At 58.4% G+C, this 18952-nt stretch carries 19 protein-coding genes and 1 tRNA gene; 12 read left to right on the top strand and 8 right to left on the bottom strand.

What is annotated here, in order from left to right; translation table 11 throughout:
• The first annotated feature begins 3 nt into the window (after positions 1-3).
• The 3 genes from Q668_RS09015 to trmL all read left to right on the top strand — a co-directional run bounded on the left by Q668_RS09015 (position 4) and on the right by trmL (position 2520).
• Positions 4-744, top strand: coding sequence for a pteridine reductase (locus Q668_RS09015; RefSeq protein ID WP_022989285.1), 741 nt, complete (start codon positions 4-6; stop codon positions 742-744).
• Between the two features lie 127 nt (positions 745-871).
• On the top strand, positions 872-2050 hold the full coding sequence (locus Q668_RS09010) for an acetyl-CoA C-acetyltransferase (protein ID WP_022989284.1): 1179 nt from the start codon (positions 872-874) through the stop codon (positions 2048-2050).
• Positions 2051-2055: 5 nt separating this feature from the next.
• Positions 2056-2520 (top strand): tRNA (uridine(34)/cytosine(34)/5-carboxymethylaminomethyluridine(34)-2'-O)-methyltransferase TrmL, encoded by a 465-nt coding sequence (gene trmL, locus Q668_RS09005; RefSeq protein WP_022989283.1) that lies wholly within the window; start codon positions 2056-2058, stop codon positions 2518-2520.
• A gap of 76 nt (positions 2521-2596) precedes the next feature.
• On the opposite strand, the gene secB is transcribed toward trmL, so the two are convergent.
• Both secB and Q668_RS08995 read right to left on the bottom strand, forming a co-directional pair.
• Positions 2597-3094, bottom strand: coding sequence for a protein-export chaperone SecB (secB, locus tag Q668_RS09000; RefSeq protein ID WP_022989282.1), 498 nt, complete (start codon positions 3092-3094; stop codon positions 2597-2599).
• A gap of 131 nt (positions 3095-3225) precedes the next feature.
• Complete coding sequence (locus Q668_RS08995; RefSeq protein ID WP_022989281.1) at positions 3226-3642, bottom strand: rhodanese-like domain-containing protein; 417 nt, start codon at positions 3640-3642, stop codon at positions 3226-3228.
• 225 nt (positions 3643-3867) lie between these two features.
• On the opposite strand from Q668_RS08995, the gene gpmM reads away from it, so the two are divergent.
• The 4 genes from gpmM to Q668_RS08975 all read left to right on the top strand — a co-directional run bounded on the left by gpmM (position 3868) and on the right by Q668_RS08975 (position 8891).
• Positions 3868-5415, top strand: coding sequence for a 2,3-bisphosphoglycerate-independent phosphoglycerate mutase (gene gpmM / locus Q668_RS08990; RefSeq protein WP_036219607.1), 1548 nt, complete (start codon positions 3868-3870; stop codon positions 5413-5415).
• A 56-nt stretch (positions 5416-5471) separates the two neighbouring features.
• Positions 5472-6572: a murein hydrolase activator EnvC family protein gene (locus tag Q668_RS08985; RefSeq protein WP_052009695.1), complete on the top strand. Its 1101-nt coding sequence runs from the start codon at positions 5472-5474 to the stop codon at positions 6570-6572.
• Between the two features lie 103 nt (positions 6573-6675).
• Complete coding sequence (locus Q668_RS08980; protein WP_022989278.1) at positions 6676-8076, top strand: S41 family peptidase; 1401 nt, start codon at positions 6676-6678, stop codon at positions 8074-8076.
• A gap of 26 nt (positions 8077-8102) precedes the next feature.
• Positions 8103-8891 (top strand): divergent polysaccharide deacetylase family protein, encoded by a 789-nt coding sequence (locus Q668_RS08975; RefSeq protein ID WP_022989277.1) that lies wholly within the window; start codon positions 8103-8105, stop codon positions 8889-8891.
• A gap of 169 nt (positions 8892-9060) precedes the next feature.
• Here Q668_RS08975 and hisF read toward each other — a convergent pair whose 3' ends face one another.
• The 5 genes from hisF to Q668_RS08950 form a co-directional block, all read right to left on the bottom strand.
• Entirely contained in the window at positions 9061-9834 is a 774-nt protein-coding gene (gene hisF, locus Q668_RS08970; RefSeq protein WP_022989276.1) for an imidazole glycerol phosphate synthase subunit HisF, read from the bottom strand.
• A 9-nt stretch (positions 9835-9843) separates the two neighbouring features.
• Positions 9844-10581, bottom strand: a complete 738-nt coding sequence (gene hisA / locus Q668_RS08965) for a 1-(5-phosphoribosyl)-5-[(5-phosphoribosylamino)methylideneamino]imidazole-4-carboxamide isomerase (RefSeq protein ID WP_022989275.1) — start codon at positions 10579-10581, stop codon at positions 9844-9846.
• A gap of 209 nt (positions 10582-10790) precedes the next feature.
• On the bottom strand, positions 10791-11432 hold the full coding sequence (gene hisH, locus Q668_RS08960) for an imidazole glycerol phosphate synthase subunit HisH (protein ID WP_022989274.1): 642 nt from the start codon (positions 11430-11432) through the stop codon (positions 10791-10793).
• A 27-nt stretch (positions 11433-11459) separates the two neighbouring features.
• Positions 11460-12053 (bottom strand): imidazoleglycerol-phosphate dehydratase HisB, encoded by a 594-nt coding sequence (hisB, locus tag Q668_RS08955; RefSeq protein WP_022989273.1) that lies wholly within the window; start codon positions 12051-12053, stop codon positions 11460-11462.
• Positions 12054-12159: 106 nt separating this feature from the next.
• Complete coding sequence (locus Q668_RS08950) at positions 12160-12621, bottom strand: SRPBCC family protein (RefSeq protein WP_022989272.1); 462 nt, start codon at positions 12619-12621, stop codon at positions 12160-12162.
• A 204-nt stretch (positions 12622-12825) separates the two neighbouring features.
• On the opposite strand from Q668_RS08950, the gene Q668_RS08945 reads away from it, so the two are divergent.
• The 5 genes from Q668_RS08945 (at position 12826) to Q668_RS08925 (ending at position 17678) form a co-directional block, all read left to right on the top strand.
• On the top strand, positions 12826-15093 hold the full coding sequence (locus tag Q668_RS08945) for an AsmA family protein (RefSeq protein WP_022989271.1): 2268 nt from the start codon (positions 12826-12828) through the stop codon (positions 15091-15093).
• On the top strand, positions 15090-16154 hold the full coding sequence (mutY, locus tag Q668_RS08940) for an A/G-specific adenine glycosylase (RefSeq protein ID WP_022989270.1): 1065 nt from the start codon (positions 15090-15092) through the stop codon (positions 16152-16154). Before Q668_RS08945 ends, mutY begins: the two co-directional genes overlap by 4 nt.
• 51 nt (positions 16155-16205) lie before the next feature.
• Positions 16206-16478, top strand: a complete 273-nt coding sequence (locus Q668_RS08935) for an oxidative damage protection protein (RefSeq protein WP_022989269.1) — start codon at positions 16206-16208, stop codon at positions 16476-16478.
• Positions 16479-16597: 119 nt separating this feature from the next.
• Positions 16598-16673 (top strand) — tRNA-Phe (locus tag Q668_RS08930).
• 162 nt (positions 16674-16835) lie between these two features.
• Positions 16836-17678, top strand: a complete 843-nt coding sequence (locus Q668_RS08925) for a hypothetical protein (protein WP_022989268.1) — start codon at positions 16836-16838, stop codon at positions 17676-17678.
• A 346-nt stretch (positions 17679-18024) separates the two neighbouring features.
• On the opposite strand, the gene Q668_RS08920 is transcribed toward Q668_RS08925, so the two are convergent.
• A partial coding sequence (locus Q668_RS08920) for an AAA family ATPase (protein WP_022989266.1) occupies positions 18025-18952 on the bottom strand: 928 nt, incomplete at its 5' end.

Raw genomic sequence — 18952 nt, 5'->3', positions numbered from 1 at the left:
GTTATGGCTGCTCCCGTTGTTCTGATCACCGGTGCTGCCCACCGCCTGGGCGCACACACTGCCGAAACCCTCCATGGCCGGGGCTGGAATGTGGTCATCCATTACCGCAGCCGGCAGGAACAGGCCCGGCAACTGATCGACAAACTGAACCGGGAACGGGCAGACTCCGCCACCTCGGTACAGGCCGACCTGACCAATCCCGAAGACCTCACCCGTCTGGCAAAAACCGCCTGCAACCACTGGCAGCGGCTGGACGGACTGGTGAACAACGCGTCGGTGTTCTACCCCAACCCCACGGAAAACGCCACGGAGGACGACTGGCAGGGGATTATGGGCGCCAACCTGAAAGCCCCCTTCTTCCTGCTCCAGCACTGCCTGCCGGCCCTGAAGAAAAGCTCTGGTGCGGTGGTCAACCTGATCGACATCTACAGCGAGAAACCCCTCAAAGACCACCCGCTGTACTGCGCCAGTAAGGCCGGCCTCGCCGCCCTCACCCGCTCCTGGGCCAAGGACCTGGCGCCGGCTGTCCGGGTAAACGGCGTATCGCCCGGCGCTATACTGTGGCCGGAGGGCGAGGCCGAGATCGACCCGGATTATCAAAAGGCCATTCTGGACAAGACCCCACTCGCCCGCACCGGCAACCCGGCGGATATTGCCGGCGCCATCACCTGGCTGATGTGCGACGCCCCCTTTGTGACCGGCCAGGTCATCAGCGTTGACGGTGGCCGTAGCCTGAACATGTAAACCGCCCCCAGCCACTACACGACCATGGTGGCTTTGGCGCCCCGGCGCTTTACCGCTACAATGCCCGCCATCTGTTCCATACGAGGCGGGCCTGTTCCGAGCCTGCCCACTACAACGGAGATTTCCCATGCGTGATGTCGTGATCGTTGCCGCAAAACGTACCGCAGTCGGCACTTTTGGTGGTGGCTTGTCCAGCCTGCGTGCCGACCAGCTCGGTACTGCCGTAATCAAGGCCCTGATGGAAGAAACCGGCATCGCCGGCGAGCAGGTGGGTGAGGTCATTCTCGGCCAGGTTCTCACCGCCGGTTGCGGACAGAACCCGGCCCGCCAGGCGGCCATCAACGCTGGCCTGCCCAGTTCGGTACCGGCCATCACCATCAACAAGGTGTGTGGCTCCGGCCTGAAGGCCGTTCATATGGCCGTGCAGAGCATCCAGTGTGGCGACGCCGAAGTGGTGATTGCCGGCGGCCAGGAAAGCATGAGCCAGGCCCCGCACGTGCTCCCCAACAGCCGCAACGGCCAGCGCATGGGTAACTGGAGCATGATCGACACCATGGTGAACGACGGCCTGTGGGATGCCTTCAACGATTACCACATGGGTATCACTGCCGAAAACATTGTCGAAAAGTACGGTATCAGCCGTGAAGAGCAGGACGCCTTTGCCGCCGCCTCCCAGCAAAAGGCGGTCGCGGCCCAGAACGCCGGCTACTTTGACGACCAGATCGTTCCGGTCAGCATTCCCCAGCGTAAGGGCGACCCGATTGTGGTCGCTAAAGACGAATGCCCCCGCGATGGCGTTACCAGTGACAGCCTGGCCAAGCTGCGCCCGGCCTTCAAGAAAGACGGCTCGGTAACCGCGGGCAACGCATCATCCCTGAACGATGGCGCTGCTGCTGTTCTGGTGTGCAGTGCCGATAAAGCCCGGGAGCTGGGCCTGACTCCGCTCGCCACCATCAAGGCCCACGCCAATGCAGGTGTAGACCCCACCATCATGGGCACCGGCCCCATTCCCGCCAGCCAGCGTTGCCTGGAGCGGGCCGGCTGGAGCGCCGCAGACCTGGACCTGGTTGAAGCCAACGAAGCCTTCGCAGCCCAGGCGATCTCTGTAAACCGGGATATGGGCTGGGATACCGACAAGGTGAACGTGAATGGCGGCGCCATTGCCATCGGCCACCCGATTGGCGCTTCCGGCTGTCGTATCCTGGTCAGCCTGCTGCACGAAATGGCACGCCGCGACGCCAAGAAAGGCCTGGCCACCCTGTGCATTGGTGGTGGCATGGGTGTAGCCCTGGCCGTGGAACGCTAAGCCACGTGCTGCACGTTGTACTCTATGAGCCGGAGATACCGCCAAATACTGGCAACATCATCCGGCTCTGCGCCAACACCGGCTGCCAGCTGCACCTGATTGAACCTTTGGGCTTCTCCCTGGAGGACAAGCAGATGCGCCGGGCCGGGCTGGATTACAGCGAGTACGCCACGGTAAAGGTCCATCCGGATTACGCCAGCTTCCTGGAAACCGAACAGCCAGCTCGGTTGTTCGGACTCACCACCAAGGGTTCACGGCAGTACCACGAAGTGGCCTTCGAGGATGGTGACTACCTGATGTTCGGCCAGGAAACCCGGGGCCTGCCTGTTGATGTGCGGGAAGCCCTGCCACCGGAGCACCGGCTGCGGGTGCCCATGCAACCACAAAGCCGCAGCCTGAACCTGTCCAACACTGCCGCCCTGGTGGTGTATGAAGCCTGGCGCCAGCTGGGTTTTCCCGGGGCGGTGTAGTGCAGTCAAAAGTTTACAGGCATAAAAAAACCGGCGTTGGCCGGTTTTTTTATGCTTCGAAGAACGACTGCAGCAATCAGTGCGTCTGCTCTTCCTTCGCTTCGCCTGCGGCTTCTTCCTGCTTGCGCTTGAGCGCCTGGGCGTAGATCGCATCGAAGTTCACCGGCGCCAGCATCAGTGCCGGGAAACTGCCACGGTTAACGGTGGCATCGATGGCCTCGCGGGCGTACGGGAACAGGATGTTCGGGCAGTAGGCGCCGAGCATCTGGCCCAGCTGGGCACCTTCAATACCGGCTACCAGGAACACACCCGCCTGCTGGATTTCAACAATATAGGCGACCTTCTCACCCACCTTGGCGGTAACGGTCAGGGACAGAACCACTTCGTACTGGTTGTCGCTGAGCTTGTTGTGGGCGGTGTTCAGGTCCAGGTTCACCTGCGGCTTCCACTGCTCCTGGAATACCAGCGGCGAGTTGGGTGATTCAAAAGACAGGTCCTTCACATAGATACGCTGAAGGGCGAACTGTGGTTGGTTCTGGTTTTCGTTGCCTGCGGCTTGCTGGTTCTCAGCCATGATCAGTCCTTTCGTTTTCGTAGGTCGGGCGCAGCCCGTTGTTATAGTCACGTGTGCCGGAACAGTCTAAACACAGGCCCCGGCAGGTAATGTGAAACAGTGCTTCAGATCGGCAATCAGATCAAGCCCTGTTACTTTTTCACCAGCGGCAGGTTGCTGGCTTTCCAGTCGGCGATACCACCGTTCAGGCGCACCACGTTGGTAAAGCCTTCTTCCTTCAGGTATTTGACCGCCATTGCAGAGTGCTGGCCCATCTTGTCGACCACGATGATCTGCTTGTCTTTGTGCTTGCTCAGCTCGTTGGCACGGCCCTTGATGCCACTGAGGGGAATGTTCAGGGAACCGGTAATACGACCTTCGCCGAAGTCTTTGCGGTCACGGATGTCCACCACTACGGCTTCGTCTTTGTTGATCAGAGACACCGCACCCTGGGCGGAAATCTTGGCACCACCACGGCGGGACTCCAGCACCAGAAGCGCCAGCAGCAGCGCCACAAAAACAGAAACCAGAATGTAGTGGTTAACAACGAATTCGAACAAGCGATCCATGAAACTACCCTGAAAATTTGATTTGGCGGGATTATACACACCCCTGACGGCTCAAAGAAGGCAAGTGGCACGCGCCAGGGGCCTCCTTTATAGCAACAGTGCATCAGGGCCATGCTAAGCCTTGGCGCTGCGCGCGTGGCCTGCACAAATGAAAACGGTTACAATCTGCCCCACTTTAACCACGATTCCCTTGCAATCTGTTTTCGCAACCAACCGGACGACATGATGACCGACACGCGCAAGCCCACTGCACTGATTATTCTCGACGGCTGGGGCCACCGTGACCCGGCTGCAGACAACGCCATCTCCAACGCCCGCACACCATTCTGGGACAAGCTCTGGCAGAATCAGCCGAAGACCCTCATCAACACTTCAGGCATGTTTGTAGGCCTGCCGCAGGGCCAGATGGGTAACTCGGAAGTCGGCCACATGAACCTCGGCGCCGGCCGGGTGGTGTACCAGAGCCTGACCCGTATCGACAAAGACCTGGAAGACGGCCTGTTCCAGAAGAACGAAGCCCTGTGCAACGCCATCGACAAAGCCGTGGCGAACAACAAGGCCGTGCACATCATGGGCCTGCTGTCTCCGGGCGGCGTTCACAGCCACGAAGACCATATGCTGGCAGCAGCGGAACTGGCCGCAGCCCGTGGCGCCAAGGAAGTCTATATCCACGCCTTCCTGGACGGCCGCGACATGCCCCCGCGCAGCGCCCGCCCGTCCCTGGAAAAAGCCGCCGCAAAAATGAAGAGCCTGGGTGTCGGCCGGGTAGCCACCATTGTTGGCCGTTACTTCGCCATGGACCGGGACAACCGCTGGGACCGCGTAGAAGCTGCTTATAACGCCATGACCCTGGGCGAAGCCGAGTTCACCTGTGACGACCCGGTAACCGCACTGGACCAGGCCTACGAGCGTGGCGAGAACGACGAGTTTGTAAAAGCCACCCACATCCGCGCCGAAGGCCAGCCAGAAGGCACCATCAACGATGGCGATTCCGTGCTGTTCATGAACTTCCGTGCCGACCGCGCCCGGGAAATGACCCGCACCTTCGTGGAGCCGGAGTTCGACGGCTTCGATCGCCGCAAGCACCCGGAACTGGCCGATTTCGTGATGCTCACCGAATACGCCGCAGACATCAAAACCTCCTGCGCCTATCCGCCCGAGCAACTGGCCAACGGCCTTGGCGAATACATGGCCAGCCAAGGCAAGACCCAGCTGCGCATTGCCGAAACCGAGAAGTACGCCCACGTGACCTTCTTCTTCAATGGCGGCCTGGAAACCCCGTTTGAAGGCGAAGACCGTATTCTGGTGCCCTCCCCCAAAGTAGCCACCTACGACCTACAGCCGGAAATGAGCGCGCCGGAAGTAACCGACAAGCTGGTAGAAGCCATCAAGAGCGGCAAGTACGACCTGATCGTGTGCAACTACGCCAACGGCGACATGGTCGGCCATACCGGCAAGATGGACGCCGCCGTCAAGGCCGCCGAGTGTCTGGACCAGTGCGTACAGCGGGTTGTGGAAGCGCTGGACGAAGTGGGCGGCGAAGCCCTGATCACCGCCGACCACGGCAACTGCGAGCAGATGACGGACCCGAAATCCGGCCAGGTTCACACCTCCCACACCATTGGCCCGGTGCCGCTGGTTTATACCGGCCATCGCAACGTCAACCTCAAAGACGACGGCAGCCTGTGCGATATCGCACCCACCCTGCTGACACTGATGGGGCTGCAGCAACCTCAGGAAATGTCCGGGCACAGCCTGGCCGAGATCAACTGATCCGGCTTAAGGCAGATACCTTGAAGTATGTCCTCGCACTCGCGCTGGCTCTCGTTCTGGGAGCCACGCCACTGCATGCCCGGGATGACGTAACCCCCGAACAGGTGGAGGCGCTGAAAAAGCGCATTGCCAGCATTGACGACTGGCTGAAAGATGCCGAGAAAGACCGCTCCAGCCTGGAGCAGCAACTGGCCCGTACCGAGCAAAGAATCAGCCAGCTGACCCGTGAGCGCCGGGAACTGCGCGAGAAAGCCGACCAGCAACAACAGCGGCTGGATGAACTGCGAACGCAGGAAAGCCAGTTGGCGGACACCCTGGAATCACAACGGGAAAGCCTGAAAAAGCAGATTCGCGCCGCCTGGATGGAAGGCGACGCCCCGGCCCTGAAAATCCTGCTGAACGAAATAGAACCGGGCCAGATTGCCCGAACCCTCACCTACTACGAATACCTCAGCAACGACACCGTCGAGCGCCTTCAAGCCTTCCAGAAGAGCCTCCAGGAGCTGCAACAGGCCCGGGCCGCGGTGCAGGCATCGCGGGTGGAGCTGGCAAAGACCGAAGCAGACCTGGAACAACGCCAGCAGCAACTGACGCAAAGCAAAGCCGAGCGGGAACAAACCCTGGCAGCCCTGAAGCAGGACATCCGCAGCCGGCGCAGCGAGCGGGACGACCTGGAAACGGACCGCAAACGCCTTGAGCAGCTGCTGGAAGAAGTACAGCAGGCCATCGCCAACATCCCCTCTCCCAACGAATCCCGCCCGTTCAAGTCACTGCGGGACAAACTGCCCTGGCCCGCCAAGGGCCGCGTGGTCACCAACTACGGCGCCGCCTATGCTGACGGCAAATTGCGCCGCAGCGGCCTGATCATGAACACGGCAGAAAACGCGGAAGTCACCGCCGTACACTATGGCCGCGTGGTCTTCGCCAACTGGTTGCGGGGTTTCGGGCTAATGACCATTATCGATCACGGCGATGGCTACATGACCCTGTACGGCCACAGCAGCAGCCTGTTCACCGCACCCGGCGACTGGGTTCGGGCCGGTGAAACCATTGCCCTTTCCGGCCGCACCGGAGGCACCGAAGACCCAGCGGTCTACTTCGAAGTTCGCCAGAACGGAAAGCCGGTCAACCCCCGCCGCTGGCTGGGCAAGCCCTGAGTTTTGTCCCCCGACGCAAAGGGCTGACAAACGGCGCCGCGAACGCCATACTGTCGAAATCAGGAAATTAGTCCAACTATTGGAAACAAAACAGGATATGTGGATGAAACGAGTCACCGGCAAACTCCAGATCTCACAACTTCGCAGCCTTACCCTTGCGACCTGTTTTTTTACCCTGCCCGGGCTCGTCGTGGCCCAGGATGCCCAAAGCCGGGACATCATCGAAGGTATCCAGGACGGCGAGCGGGTAGAACTGAAACTGCCGGACCCGGAAGAACAACTGCCGCTGGAAGACCTGCGCAAGTTCACTGAAGTGTTCGCCCGCATCAAAGACGCCTACGTAGAAGAAGTTTCCGACAGCGAGCTGCTGGAAAGCGCCATCAAGGGCATGCTGTCAGACCTGGACCCGCACTCCACCTACCTGGCCCCGAAAGACTACGAAGAGCTGGAAGAAAGCACCTCCGGCGAGTTTGGTGGCCTGGGCATTGAAGTGGGCATGGAAAACGGCTTTGTGAAAGTCATTTCCCCCATCGACGACACCCCGGCCCAGAAAGCGGGCGTGCAGGCCGGCGACCTGATTATCAAGCTGGATGAAAAACCGGTGAAGGGCATGTCGCTGGAAGAAGCCGTCAACCTGATGCGCGGCAAGCCCGGCTCGGTACTCACGCTGACCATCATGCGCGAAGGCGAAACCGCGCCGATCGAGATTGATGTAACCCGCGATATCATCAAGGTAACCAGCATTAAATCCCGGATGATTGAAAACGGTTACGGCTATGTGCGCATTACCCAGTTCCAGGCGGAAACCGGTAAACAGTTCCTCAAAGCCCTGAACGATCTGAAAGATGAGCATGGCAGCGACCTGGACGGCCTGGTGATCGACCTTCGCAACAACCCCGGCGGCGTGCTTCAGGCTGCCGTAGAAACCGCCGATGCGCTGATTGATGAAGGCCTGATTGTCTACACCGAGGGGCGTATCCGGAGTTCAAGACTGCGCTTCAGCGCCAAGCCGGGCGATGTGATGGCCGACACCCCGATTGTGGTGCTGATCAACGGCGGCTCCGCCTCGGCTTCCGAAATCCTGGCCGGCGCCCTGCAGGATCACGAACGTGCGGTGATCATGGGCACCCAGTCCTTCGGCAAGGGCAGCGTGCAAACAGTCATCCCGCTGGATGAAACCCATGCCATCAAGATGACCACAGCTCGCTATTTCACCCCGGACGGCCGCTCCATTCAGGCCACTGGCATCAAGCCCGATATCGAGGTGCGCCCGGCTGAGCTGACCGAGCTGGACAGCCGCCAGTTCTTCACAGAAGCCGACCTGACCGGCCACCTGACCGGCGAGAACGAAGAGAAAGCCAAGGAACAGCGTGAACAACAGGCGGAAACCGAACAGTCTGCCGCCAATCGGGACTACCAGCTGCGTTCAGCACTGAACCTGCTCAAAGGCATGCGCATTCTTAACCGCAAGGACGACAGCGGCCAGCAGGGCAAAGATCAGTGAAACTCAGAACGACCCTGCTCCGGGTAATGCTACTGGCGCTGAGCCCGTTTGTGGCCGCCCAGCCGGCAGAGCACCAGCCGCCCACCATCGCCATCATCATTGATGACATGGGCCACAACCTTCACGAAGGTGAACGCCTGGCCCGGATGGAACAACCGCTGACGCTGGCGTTCCTGCCTTTCCGGCGCCACACCGTGCCGCTGGCCAAGCTGGCCCACAAGAAACAGAAAGAAATCATGCTGCACGCGCCCATGGCCAACACCCGCAACTTCGGCCTCGGCCCCGGCGGCCTGACCCCGGACATGGACGAAGGCACCATGGCCACCACCCTCCGGCGCTCCCTGCAGTCCATCCCCCACGTAGTGGGCGTGAATAACCACATGGGCAGCCTGCTGACCCAGCAGCTTCAACCCATGGATTGGGTGATGAAAGAACTCAACAAATACCCGGTGTACTTCGTAGACAGCCGCACCATCGCCAACTCCATCGCCGGCGGCGTGGCCGATGCCTACAAAATCCCGAGCCTGACCCGGGATGTGTTCCTGGACCACGAACAGACTGAGGAGTTTGTGGATCAGCAATTCAAGGAACTGATCAAAACCGCTAAGGAAAAGGGCACCGCTATCGGCATCGGCCATCCCCACAAGGTGACCGTGGACTACCTGGAAAAGCACTTACCGGAACTGGATGAACAAGGCATCGCCATCGCCACCATCAGCGGCGTCTGGGCCGTGCGTAACGGTAACCGGGAGATGTTTGCGGAAGGGGAGAAGCAGCCTGTGGTACTTTCTGTAGCCCGGAGTGATAAGGACTAGTTTTTGCCACGAAATCCACGAAAGAACACGAAATTAAAGACAAAGAAATTCTAGTTATTCAGTCGTTAATCTTTGTTCGTGTTTTTTCGTGGATTTCGTGGCAAAAAAAATCGTTAAATCTTTTCTTTTTTCCGTGTCCTTCCGTGGATTCCGTGGCAAAACAGCCTTTTCAGTCCCGAACTTCTATACCCTGGGCCTTCATAAAGGCCTTGGCCTCGGGAATGGTATGTTGGCCAAAGTGGAAGATCGACGCGGCAAGTACCGCATCGGCGCCGCCTTTGGTTACGCCATCCGCCAGGTGCTGCAGCTCGCCCACCCCGCCTGAAGCAATTACCGGAACAGCCACCGCATCGCTGATGGCTCGAGTCAGGCCCAGGTCGAAGCCGATCTTGGTGCCGTCGCGGTCCATGCTGGTTAGCAGCAGTTCGCCGGCGCCCATGTCCACCATCTTCTTGGCCCATTCCACGGCATCCAGACCGGTAGGCTTGCGGCCGCCGTGGGTGAAGATTTCCCAGCGGGGCTCTTCACCTTCTGCGCTTACCTGCTTGGCATCGATAGCAACCACAATGCACTGGCGACCGAATCGTTCCGCTGCTTCTTTCACGAATTCCGGGTTGAAGACCGCCGCGGTGTTGATCGACACCTTATCGGCGCCGGCATTCAGCAGCTTGCGGATGTCATCTACGGTGCGCACACCACCGCCCACGGTCAGCGGGATAAACACTTCCGCGGCCATACGCTCGACGGTTTCGTAGGTGGTGTCGCGGCTTTCACTGCTGGCAGTGATGTCCAGGAAGGTGATTTCGTCTGCGCCCTGCTCGTTGTAGCGACGGGCCACTTCAACAGGATCGCCGGCATCGCGGATGTCCACGAAGTTGACGCCTTTGACCACACGGCCTTTGTCGACGTCCAGGCAGGGGATGATGCGTTTTGCCAGTGCCATGATCTGTCCTCAGTTTTGCAGGCTGTCGCAGTAGGCTTGCGCTTCGGCTACATCCAGGGTGCCTTCGTAGATGGCACGGCCGGTGATGGCACCGATGACGCCTTTGTCGGCGACGGTGGCCAGGCGCTTGAGGTCGTCCATGTTGGTGACGCCGCCGGAGGCAATTACGGGGATACCGCCCTCTTCTGCCAGTTTGGCGGTGGCTTCCACGTTCACGCCCTGCATCATGCCGTCGCGGGCGATGTCGGTGTAAACGATGGAGGATACGCCGTCGTTGGCGAAGCGCTTGGCCAGGTCTACGGCCATGACTTCAGAGACTTCGGCCCAGCCGTCGGTGGCTACGCGGCCGTCTTTGGCGTCCAGGCCGACGATGATGTGGCCGGGGAATTCTTGGCACATTTGCGTGACGAATTCAGGCTCTTTGACGGCCTTGGTGCCGATGATGACCCACTGCACGCCGGCCTTGAGGTAGGCTTCGATGGTTTCCGCGGAGCGGATGCCGCCGCCGATCTGGATGGGCAGGTTCGGGTATTTGACTGCAATCGCCTTTACGATTTCACCGTTTACCGGTTCGCCGGCGAAGGCGCCGTTAAGGTCGACCAGATGCAGGCGGCGCGCGCCGGCGTCGACCCATTTGGTGGCCATGTCGACGGGGTCGTCACCGAATACGGTGGAGTCTTCCATGCGGCCCTGGCGCAGTCTTACGCATTTGCCGTCTTTCAGATCGATAGCGGGGATAATCAGCATTTTGTTCTTCCTCGGAGTTTGCCGTCTGGGAGATGGCCGCCCGCCCACTGCTACGGGAAGAGCCCTCCGGGACACGCTGTGAATACGTCCGTGTACGCTTGACTGCAGCATCCCTGCTGCAGACAGTCCCGGAGGGCTCTTCCCGCATCAGCGGGCTACTCGTTTCTTGCCCGCAAAATCATCCGGGCAACAACGAACGAGATTCTCCCTCAGCTTTTTCCAGTCCAGTTCGTAAAGTTTTCCAGCAACTGCAGGCCCGCCCGGGCGCTTTTCTCCGGGTGGAACTGCACTGCAAAGATGTTGTCTCTCGCCACCGCGGCCGCCAGGTCGACACCGTATCGGGTGCGGCCGGCCATGTCGGCGTTGCCTTCGGCTTCGGCGTAGTAGCTGTGCACGAAGTAGAAACGGTCGCCGTCCGGGATGTTGTGCCAGAGCGGGTGGTCTGCGGTTTGGTACACCTGGTTCCAGCCCATGTGGGGCACTTTCAGGCGTTCGCCGTTTTCGGTGAGGTTGTCGCCGAAGTAGCGGACTTCGGACGGGAACAGGCCGATGCCTTCCACGCCGCCGTTTTCTTCGCTGCGGGCCATCAAGGCCTGCATGCCGACGCAGATGCCGAGGAACGGGCGGTCCCGGGAGACTTCTTTGACGAGTTCAACCACGCCCAACCGGTGCATTTCGGCCATGCAGTCGCGGATGGCGCCGACGCCGGGCAGGATTACCCGGTCGGCTTCGCGGATTTTGGCGGCATCGTCTGTGACCAGTACGGTGCAGTCCGGGGCCACGTGCTCTACGGCTTTGCGGGCGGAGTGCAGGTTACCCATGCCGTAGTCGATGATGGCGACGGTCTTCATGGTGTGTCTGTTCCTTTCGGTGACCGGTTACAGGGCGCCTTTGGTGGACGGGGTGATGCCCGCCATGCGCTCGTCCATTTCAATCGCCATGCGCAGTGCGCGGCCGAAGGCTTTGAACACGGTTTCAATCTGGTGGTGGGTGTTCTTGCCCTTCAGGTTGTCGATGTGCAGGGTCACCATGGAGTGGTTCACGAAGCCCTGGAAGAACTCTGCGAACAGGTCTACGTCAAACCCGCCCACGCTGGCGCGGGTGTAGGGTACGTCCATGATCAAACCTGGGCGGCCGGAGAGGTCGATCACCACGCGGGACAGGGCTTCGTCCAGGGGCACGTAGGCGTGGCCGTAGCGGCGGATACCTTTTTTGTCGCCCACGGCCTGTTTGAAGGCCTGACCGAGGGTGATGCCGATGTCTTCCACGGTGTGGTGGTCGTCGATGTGGAGGTCACCCTTGCAGGTGATGTCCAGGTCTACCAGGCCGTGGCGGGCAATCTGGTCCATCATGTGGTCAAGGAAGGGCACACCGGTGTCAAAGCAGGCTTTGCCGGTGCCATCGAGATTGATCTCAACGGTAATCTGGGTTTCAAGGGTATTTCGCTCTACCCGAGCCTTGCGTTCAGCCATGGAGACTCCGTCTAGAAAACAGGCTTGCTACTGTAAAAATCAGATTCGCAGATTATACCCGTTAACACAGCCGGAGTCCCGCAACCGGATCAATCGCCCTGATAGCTCAGAACGCTTTCTTCAGGTTAGCCATGTAGGTGTCTACCAGGCTGTTGAACTCGTGCTTGATCACCGGGCTGATCGCCAGCTTGAGCAGGCTGGGCAGGGGAACGGTCAGCTGGGCACTGGTCTGGAAGCGCACCTTGGTGGCGTTGTCGCCATTGGCTGTGATGGTCCAGGCGCCGCTGACTTCAGCATTGCCCTCGCCTTTTACCGGATCCCAGGTGATTTTGCCGGCCTCTTTATCCGGGTGGTAGGTGCAGGCGTATACGGTCTGGATGGCGTGCTTATCAACACCCACCTTTTCCATTTCCCAGCGGTAGGCATTGCCACCAAGATCAACCAGCTTGTCGACTTTCGGGAAGTGGCTGACAGAACGGGGAACGTCTGCCAGAAGATCGAAGACGTCATCATAGCCTGCCGGAATCTCGAGTTCCCGGTTCAGCTCAATCGATACAGTAATGGCCACAGCCGACTCCTTTTTATGCTTATTTGCGTATGCTTGTTTGCGCATACCGGGACAACCCCGGTTTTTAACGGGGTGTATTTTGACCCAAGACTAACGCATTGTCATATTCCTGCACTGTTAATTTGCTAACCCTGCGTTATCCTTTGGGTAATTCATTCGTAATACGGCAGCAATCCACCCTGCCGGAAAGAAAAGGAACTCGCCATGAAAGCTGTTCGCTATGTGCTCTATGCTGTTATCGCCCTTATTGTACTGGCGGTTGCAGCGGTCGCCATTGCCGTCGCCGTGATCAACCCGAACGATTACAAGCCCCAGATTGAAGCCGCAGTGGAAAAGAACACCAACCTTCAGTTACAGCTTGAGGGTGACATCGGCTGGTCTTTCATTCCGCTGGGGCTGGAGCTGAACCAGGTTGAGGCAACACTGGAAGGCGAACGCTTCGTGGCATTGGGACAGCTGATTGCCAGGATCGATTTCTGGTCGTTGATTGCCATGTCGCCGCAGGTGAACACCTTCCTGCTGAACGGCCTGGACGCGCGGCTGGAAGTGAACGAGCAAGGCGAAGGCAACTGGGCGCGGATTATGCCGGAGAAGAGCGAAGGTGACTCGGAAGCGCCTGCAACTGACAGCGCCAGCGCCGAACCGGCGCCGACAGAAACCGCTGACACCGCACAAGAAACCGGCGGCGAAGCCCTGAACTTCAACGTAGAGAACGTGGAAATCAGCAACGCCAGCGTTCACTACAACGACAAGAGCACCGGCCAGTCCGTTACCCTGGAAGACTTCACGGTAACCGCCAGCAACATTACCCTGGGCTCCGAGTTCCCGCTGGATATCCGCTTCAAGGTGGAAACCAGCCAGCCGAAGTTCGCAGTAGACGGCAGCATCAACGCACAACTGAAAGCCAACCAGGCCCTCAACGAATTTGCCATGTCCGGCCTGAAAGCCGTTTTTGACATGAACGGCGAGCCGTTCGGGGGCAAATCGGTCACTGCCGAGCTTGGTGGCTCACTGGCCGCCAACCTGGAGAACGAAACCGCCACCCTGAGCGGCTTTACCGCCAGCCTGGCTAACCTGAGCCTGAGCACGGACCTGAACGTGAAAGGTTTTGGCGACAAGCCTGCCCTTGATGGCAAGCTGGCCATTTCCGAGTTTTCCCTGAAACAACTACTGAGCAACCTCGGCCAGCCCGCAATTGAGACGGAAGATCCGGACGTATTGAAAGCCATCGCGCTGTCCACCAATCTGGGCGGCGAGCCGGGCACCGTTGCCCTGAGCAACCTGAAAATCACCCTGGACGACACCACCTTCAACGGTGGCGGCAGCTACAACCTAGGCACCGGTGGGCTGGTGTTTGACCTGAACGGCGACAAACTCAACGCCGACCGCTACCTGCCACCCACGCCAGAAGAGGGTGAAGCCACCGCCAGTGAGACAGCCGCTGAATCTGATAGCCCTGCACAGCAAACCGCCGCAGCCAGCCAACCGGAAACTGACCTGCTGCCACTGGAAACCCTCCGCACTCTGCTTCTGGACATCGACTTCGGCCTTGGCGAACTGATTGTCAGCAACCTGACCATCAACGAAATCAAAGCCAGCACCACCGCCAAAGACGGCCTGCTGAAAGTGGATGAGTTCAGCGGCAAGCTTTACGAGGGCAGCTTCGGCGCCAACGTGACCATCGACGCCCGCAGCGACAACCCGAAATACACCGTGCGTTCCGACGTAAACAACGTACAGACCCTGCCCCTGCTGACCGACCTGGCGGAGGTGGATATGCTCTCTGGCGGCGCCAACCTGACTCTGGCGGTAAACACCAGCGGCAACCGCATCTCTGCCCTGCGCAACAATGCCAGTGGCGACATCAGCTTCAACCTGGCCGAAGGGCAGTTCCGCAAAATGAACCTGACCCGCATGGCCTGTCAGGGCATTGCCCTGGTGAACCAGGACTCCCTGACCACCACAGACTGGGGCACCACCACTCCGTTCAACGACATGCGTGGCACCCTGAAGATTGACGGCAACACCCTGAACAACACCGACCTGGTTGCGGCCCTGGCCGGCATGCGCCTTGAAGGCAACGGCACGGTTGACCTTGAGCAGACCAACCTGGACTACGAACTGGGCCTGCGCATCGTCGGCGAAATCCACCGCGACGAAGCCTGCCGGGTAACCGAGTACGTTGAGAAGGTGGTTATCCCCGTGGAGTGCCGCGGCAACTTCAGCGAAGACCCGGCCGGCCTGTGTTCCTTCGACGGTTCCCGCTTCCGCGACACCATCAAAGACATCGCAGCCAACGCAGCCCGCGCCAAGGCCCAGGAAGAAATCGACCGGGCCAAGGCCAAGGCGGAAGAGAAAGTAGACGAAGCCAGGCAGAAGGCCGAAGACAAGGTAAACGAAAAGCTTCAGGAGAAACTCGGTGAAGAAGGCGGGAAAGTGAAAGACGCCCTCAAAGGCCTGTTTGGCCAATGACCGACAGCTTCGCCGAACGGCTACTGAACTGGTACGACAACCACGGCAGGCACAACCTGCCGTGGCACCACGACCGCAATGCTTACCGGGTCTGGGTGTCGGAGATCATGCTCCAGCAGACCCAGGTAGCTACTGTTATCCCCTACTTCGAGGCCTTCATGGCCAGCTTTCCGGATGTGCAGGCACTGGCTGCGGCACCGGTAGACGACGTGCTCAGCCACTGGTCTGGCCTGGGTTACTACGCCCGCGCCCGTAACCTGCACAAGGCTGCCAGGCAGGTGGTGGACGAGCATGGCGGCGAGTTCCCGCAGGACCAGGAAACACTGGAAACCCTGACCGGCATCGGCCGCTCCACCGCTGCGGCCATTATTGCCCAGGCTTTCGGCAAGCGGGCCGCCATTCTGGACGGCAACGTAAAACGCGTTCTGGCCCGTTACCACGCTGTACCCGGCTGGCCGGGACAAGCCCCGGTATTGAAACAACTCTGGCAGCATGCCGAGCAACACACGCCGGATGAGCGCGTGCGTGACTACACCCAGGGCATCATGGACCTGGGCGCCATGGTGTGCACCCGCAGCAAACCCGCCTGTGAAAGTTGCCCGGTGAACAACGACTGCCAGGCCTATGCCCGAAACGAAACCAAACTCTACCCGGGCTCCAAGCCGAAAAAAGAGAAACCGGAAAAGACCACCTGGATGCTGATCCTGGAAGATAACGAAGGCCGCATCCTGCTGGAACGACGCCCGCCCAGCGGCATCTGGGGCGGCCTGTGGAGCCTGCCGGAACTGGACCCGGCCTACGGCGCAGAGGAACTGCAGGAAGCCTGCGAAACGAAGCTGGGACTGGCCTGCAGCGACCCGGAGCTGATCAGCGGCTTTCGCCACACCTTCAGCCACTATCACCTGCACATCCAGCCAGCACGACTGCCGGTAACTGGCAGCACCAAAGTCGCCGATGCTGATAGCCAGCGCTGGGTGCACCGGGACCAGGCCTTAACCCTCGGCCTGCCCGCCCCCATCCGAACCCTGCTGACCGAACCGGAACAAGCCACCCTGCTCTGAGCACCCGGCGATCTGTTATCATTCGCCCAGTCCAACAACACAGGAGCCGACATGAGCCGCACCGTATTCTGCCGCAAGTACCAGAAAGAGATGGAAGGCCTGGCCATGCCTCCCATGCCCGGGCCCAAAGGCCAGGAGATCTTCGACAATGTGTCGAAAGTCGCCTGGGAAGAATGGCAGAACCAGCAAACCATGCTGATCAACGAAAAACACCTGAGCATGATGGACCCGAACAACCGGAAATACCTGCAGGCCCAGATGGAACGCTTCTTCAACAACGAGCCGTTCGACCAGGCTGAAGGCTTCGTTCCGCCGGAAAAATAGGCTAACTGATCAAGGCCTGACCAACCCGGAAAAGTTTCAGAAAATTTTTGCGGAGTGGCCTTGACTCCCCAACCCTAAACCGGTTTAATAGCGCCCCGTTGCAGCACATAGCTCAACACGCCCGGATAGCTCAGTTGGTAGAGCAGGGGATTGAAAATCCCCGTGTCGGTGGTTCGATTCCGCCTCCGGGCACCATTAGAATTCAATGACTTAGCCCGCCTTGTGCGGGCTTTGTTGTTTCCGGGATTCCGATTTGTAAGCAATATGTAAGCAGATTCCAGGAATACCTTGTGCCGGCTGGAAAACTCCCTAATTCCTTCCATACTTACACTGCCAATATTTCCAGCAGCAGAGGTAATGATGCCCTCGTTTTTCCGCACCCTGACCACTATCGCACTGACCAGTTTCCTTTCAGCATGCGCAACTACCAACTACGACAAGTCGGAAGTCTGCTCCGGCGCACCCTCAGGCAAAGGGAAACAATACGTGATCACCGACGCAGGAGATGGGTACCTCAGCCGCTCAAAAGACAATTGGCCTTGGGGCGGGCTGGATCTTCCAGAAAATACAATTCTCTCCCTTCAGTGCGTCATCCCTTCTAGACCAACCTCACAACCTGAACAAAGGCGCGCTGTTTATGAAATTGAGGGCACTCAGAATCTAATTTTCGGGACCACTAGCACCGATGGCACTCCCAACGGTGTATTAGCCTATGAGACCTTTAATCGCGCAAAATCATTAGAAGGCAACTCAATATGGTTTACCGGCAGCGTGAGGCACGGTGTCAGCGAGGCAAAGAATCTGGAAAGGTACACAGTTAAAAGGATCACTCAACCAACCATTATGTCTGGAAGTGATCTTCTAATGATCGTTCAAGTGGAAGGGGCTGAGATGAAGGTTCCGCTTTTTTGGGACGACCAGTCTGAAGAATTCGGCATACCGAGAGGTAGCTTTTTTGAGAGTGAGCCGACAAGTGATCAATTGAAGGTGCCAGGAGTTGAAATACCTTTGATAAAAGAAGGTATTGTTGAAATCGGTATGAGCCAGAACGCTGTCTATCATAGCCTCGGATTTCCCAAGGATATTAACTACTCCCAGTTCCGGAATAGAAAAGTTGAGCAATGGGTGTACCGTGATACGCGAACACTTGTTTACTTTGACGACAGCAAAACTGTATTCCACATCCAACGGGGATATTAAACTCGCGCGGGTCCTTCCCACCGGGAATTCATCACCGCGGGGGACGCTGAGCGCGGTTCGGGCTTATTTTCAAAATTTTCCAGGCACCACAATTTCAGGGATTCATCACCGGGATAATTCAGTTCGGTTCGCATGTCGGTACCCCCTTAAGGGGGGGTACACCGAACGAACATTGCGAGACACCGAACCACCGAAGCGAACAAAAAACACCACCGGTGCCAAAACCCTTGGGGCACAAGGGATTCCGGTTGTTCGCTTTTCCGAACTATCGAACCGAACTATTCCGAACTTTCAGGCGAGGAAAAATGATAGTTCGGTAGGGTTTCCGAACTATCAGAGGGGTGTTTTAACCTAAAATTGGATCTTTCCGGTGAATCTTTATCTCTTTGCCTTCCTTGACCACGGTGATTAAATCCTGAACCTCAAAATGCTTTCTGGCTTCCGATACCCGTGCGGGGTTTATTCCCTGACTACCACACCGTTCAACCAATGCTTTGTTATCCAGGACTTCACCACCAGCATCATCCATTGCCTGAACCAGGATTTCCCAGATTTGCTTTTGCTGTTTGCTCATCGGTGGTTCAGGATCATCAGCGGGTAAGTCGTCAAACTCGTTGTCCCATATTGGCACCGCCGTTGTATCCTCGTTACCCCATTCCAAGTTAATTGCCCGCAACTGAAATCGAACGTCTGGTGGTTCAGGGGCATCTTTCGTTTTCTGATTGTGTACCCTAGTCAACTCTCCAGGGTCTTTAGTTAACCGATATTCAACGTCTATGTTGGTTTTTAAATTAGAAGCGCCCCTGACTCTCGTTTTATCCGAAAGACCACAATGGTGAACGACCAGGGCAACGCAGCCAAAGGCGTCCATAATGTGGTCCTGTATAGCGTCAACAAACTGCCCCATGTCGGTAGTGCTATTTTCATCTTTACCACCGAAATTTCGATTCAGAGTGTCTATCACCAACAGTGCAGGCCTTCCGTGTTCTTCCGCCATCCCTTTTATATAGGCCACCAGTTCCAAAACTGCGGCATTGTCAGTTATTGGTATAGCCCTCTCACCAACCCACAAGTTTTCAGGCATCACACCATAGTGCAGCCACCATCCTCTAAGCCTTCGCCTGAAACCTGCCTGCCCCTCCCCGTTGATATAAAACACCGTACCCTGTTTCACCGGTAGACCACGCCAAGGGGTACCGGTGGCAACCCGGCATGCTATATCCGCAGCCATGAATGATTTCCCCACCCCTGACTTGCGTATTCCGGCGAACGTG

This window comes from Marinobacter sp. ES-1, from assembly GCF_000475255.1.
In the GTDB taxonomy this organism is placed as follows: Bacteria; Pseudomonadota; Gammaproteobacteria; order Pseudomonadales; family Oleiphilaceae; genus Marinobacter; species Marinobacter vinifirmus.
Note: the sequence above shows the minus strand (reverse complement) of the source record. Positions and strands in the feature narration are given on the sequence as shown.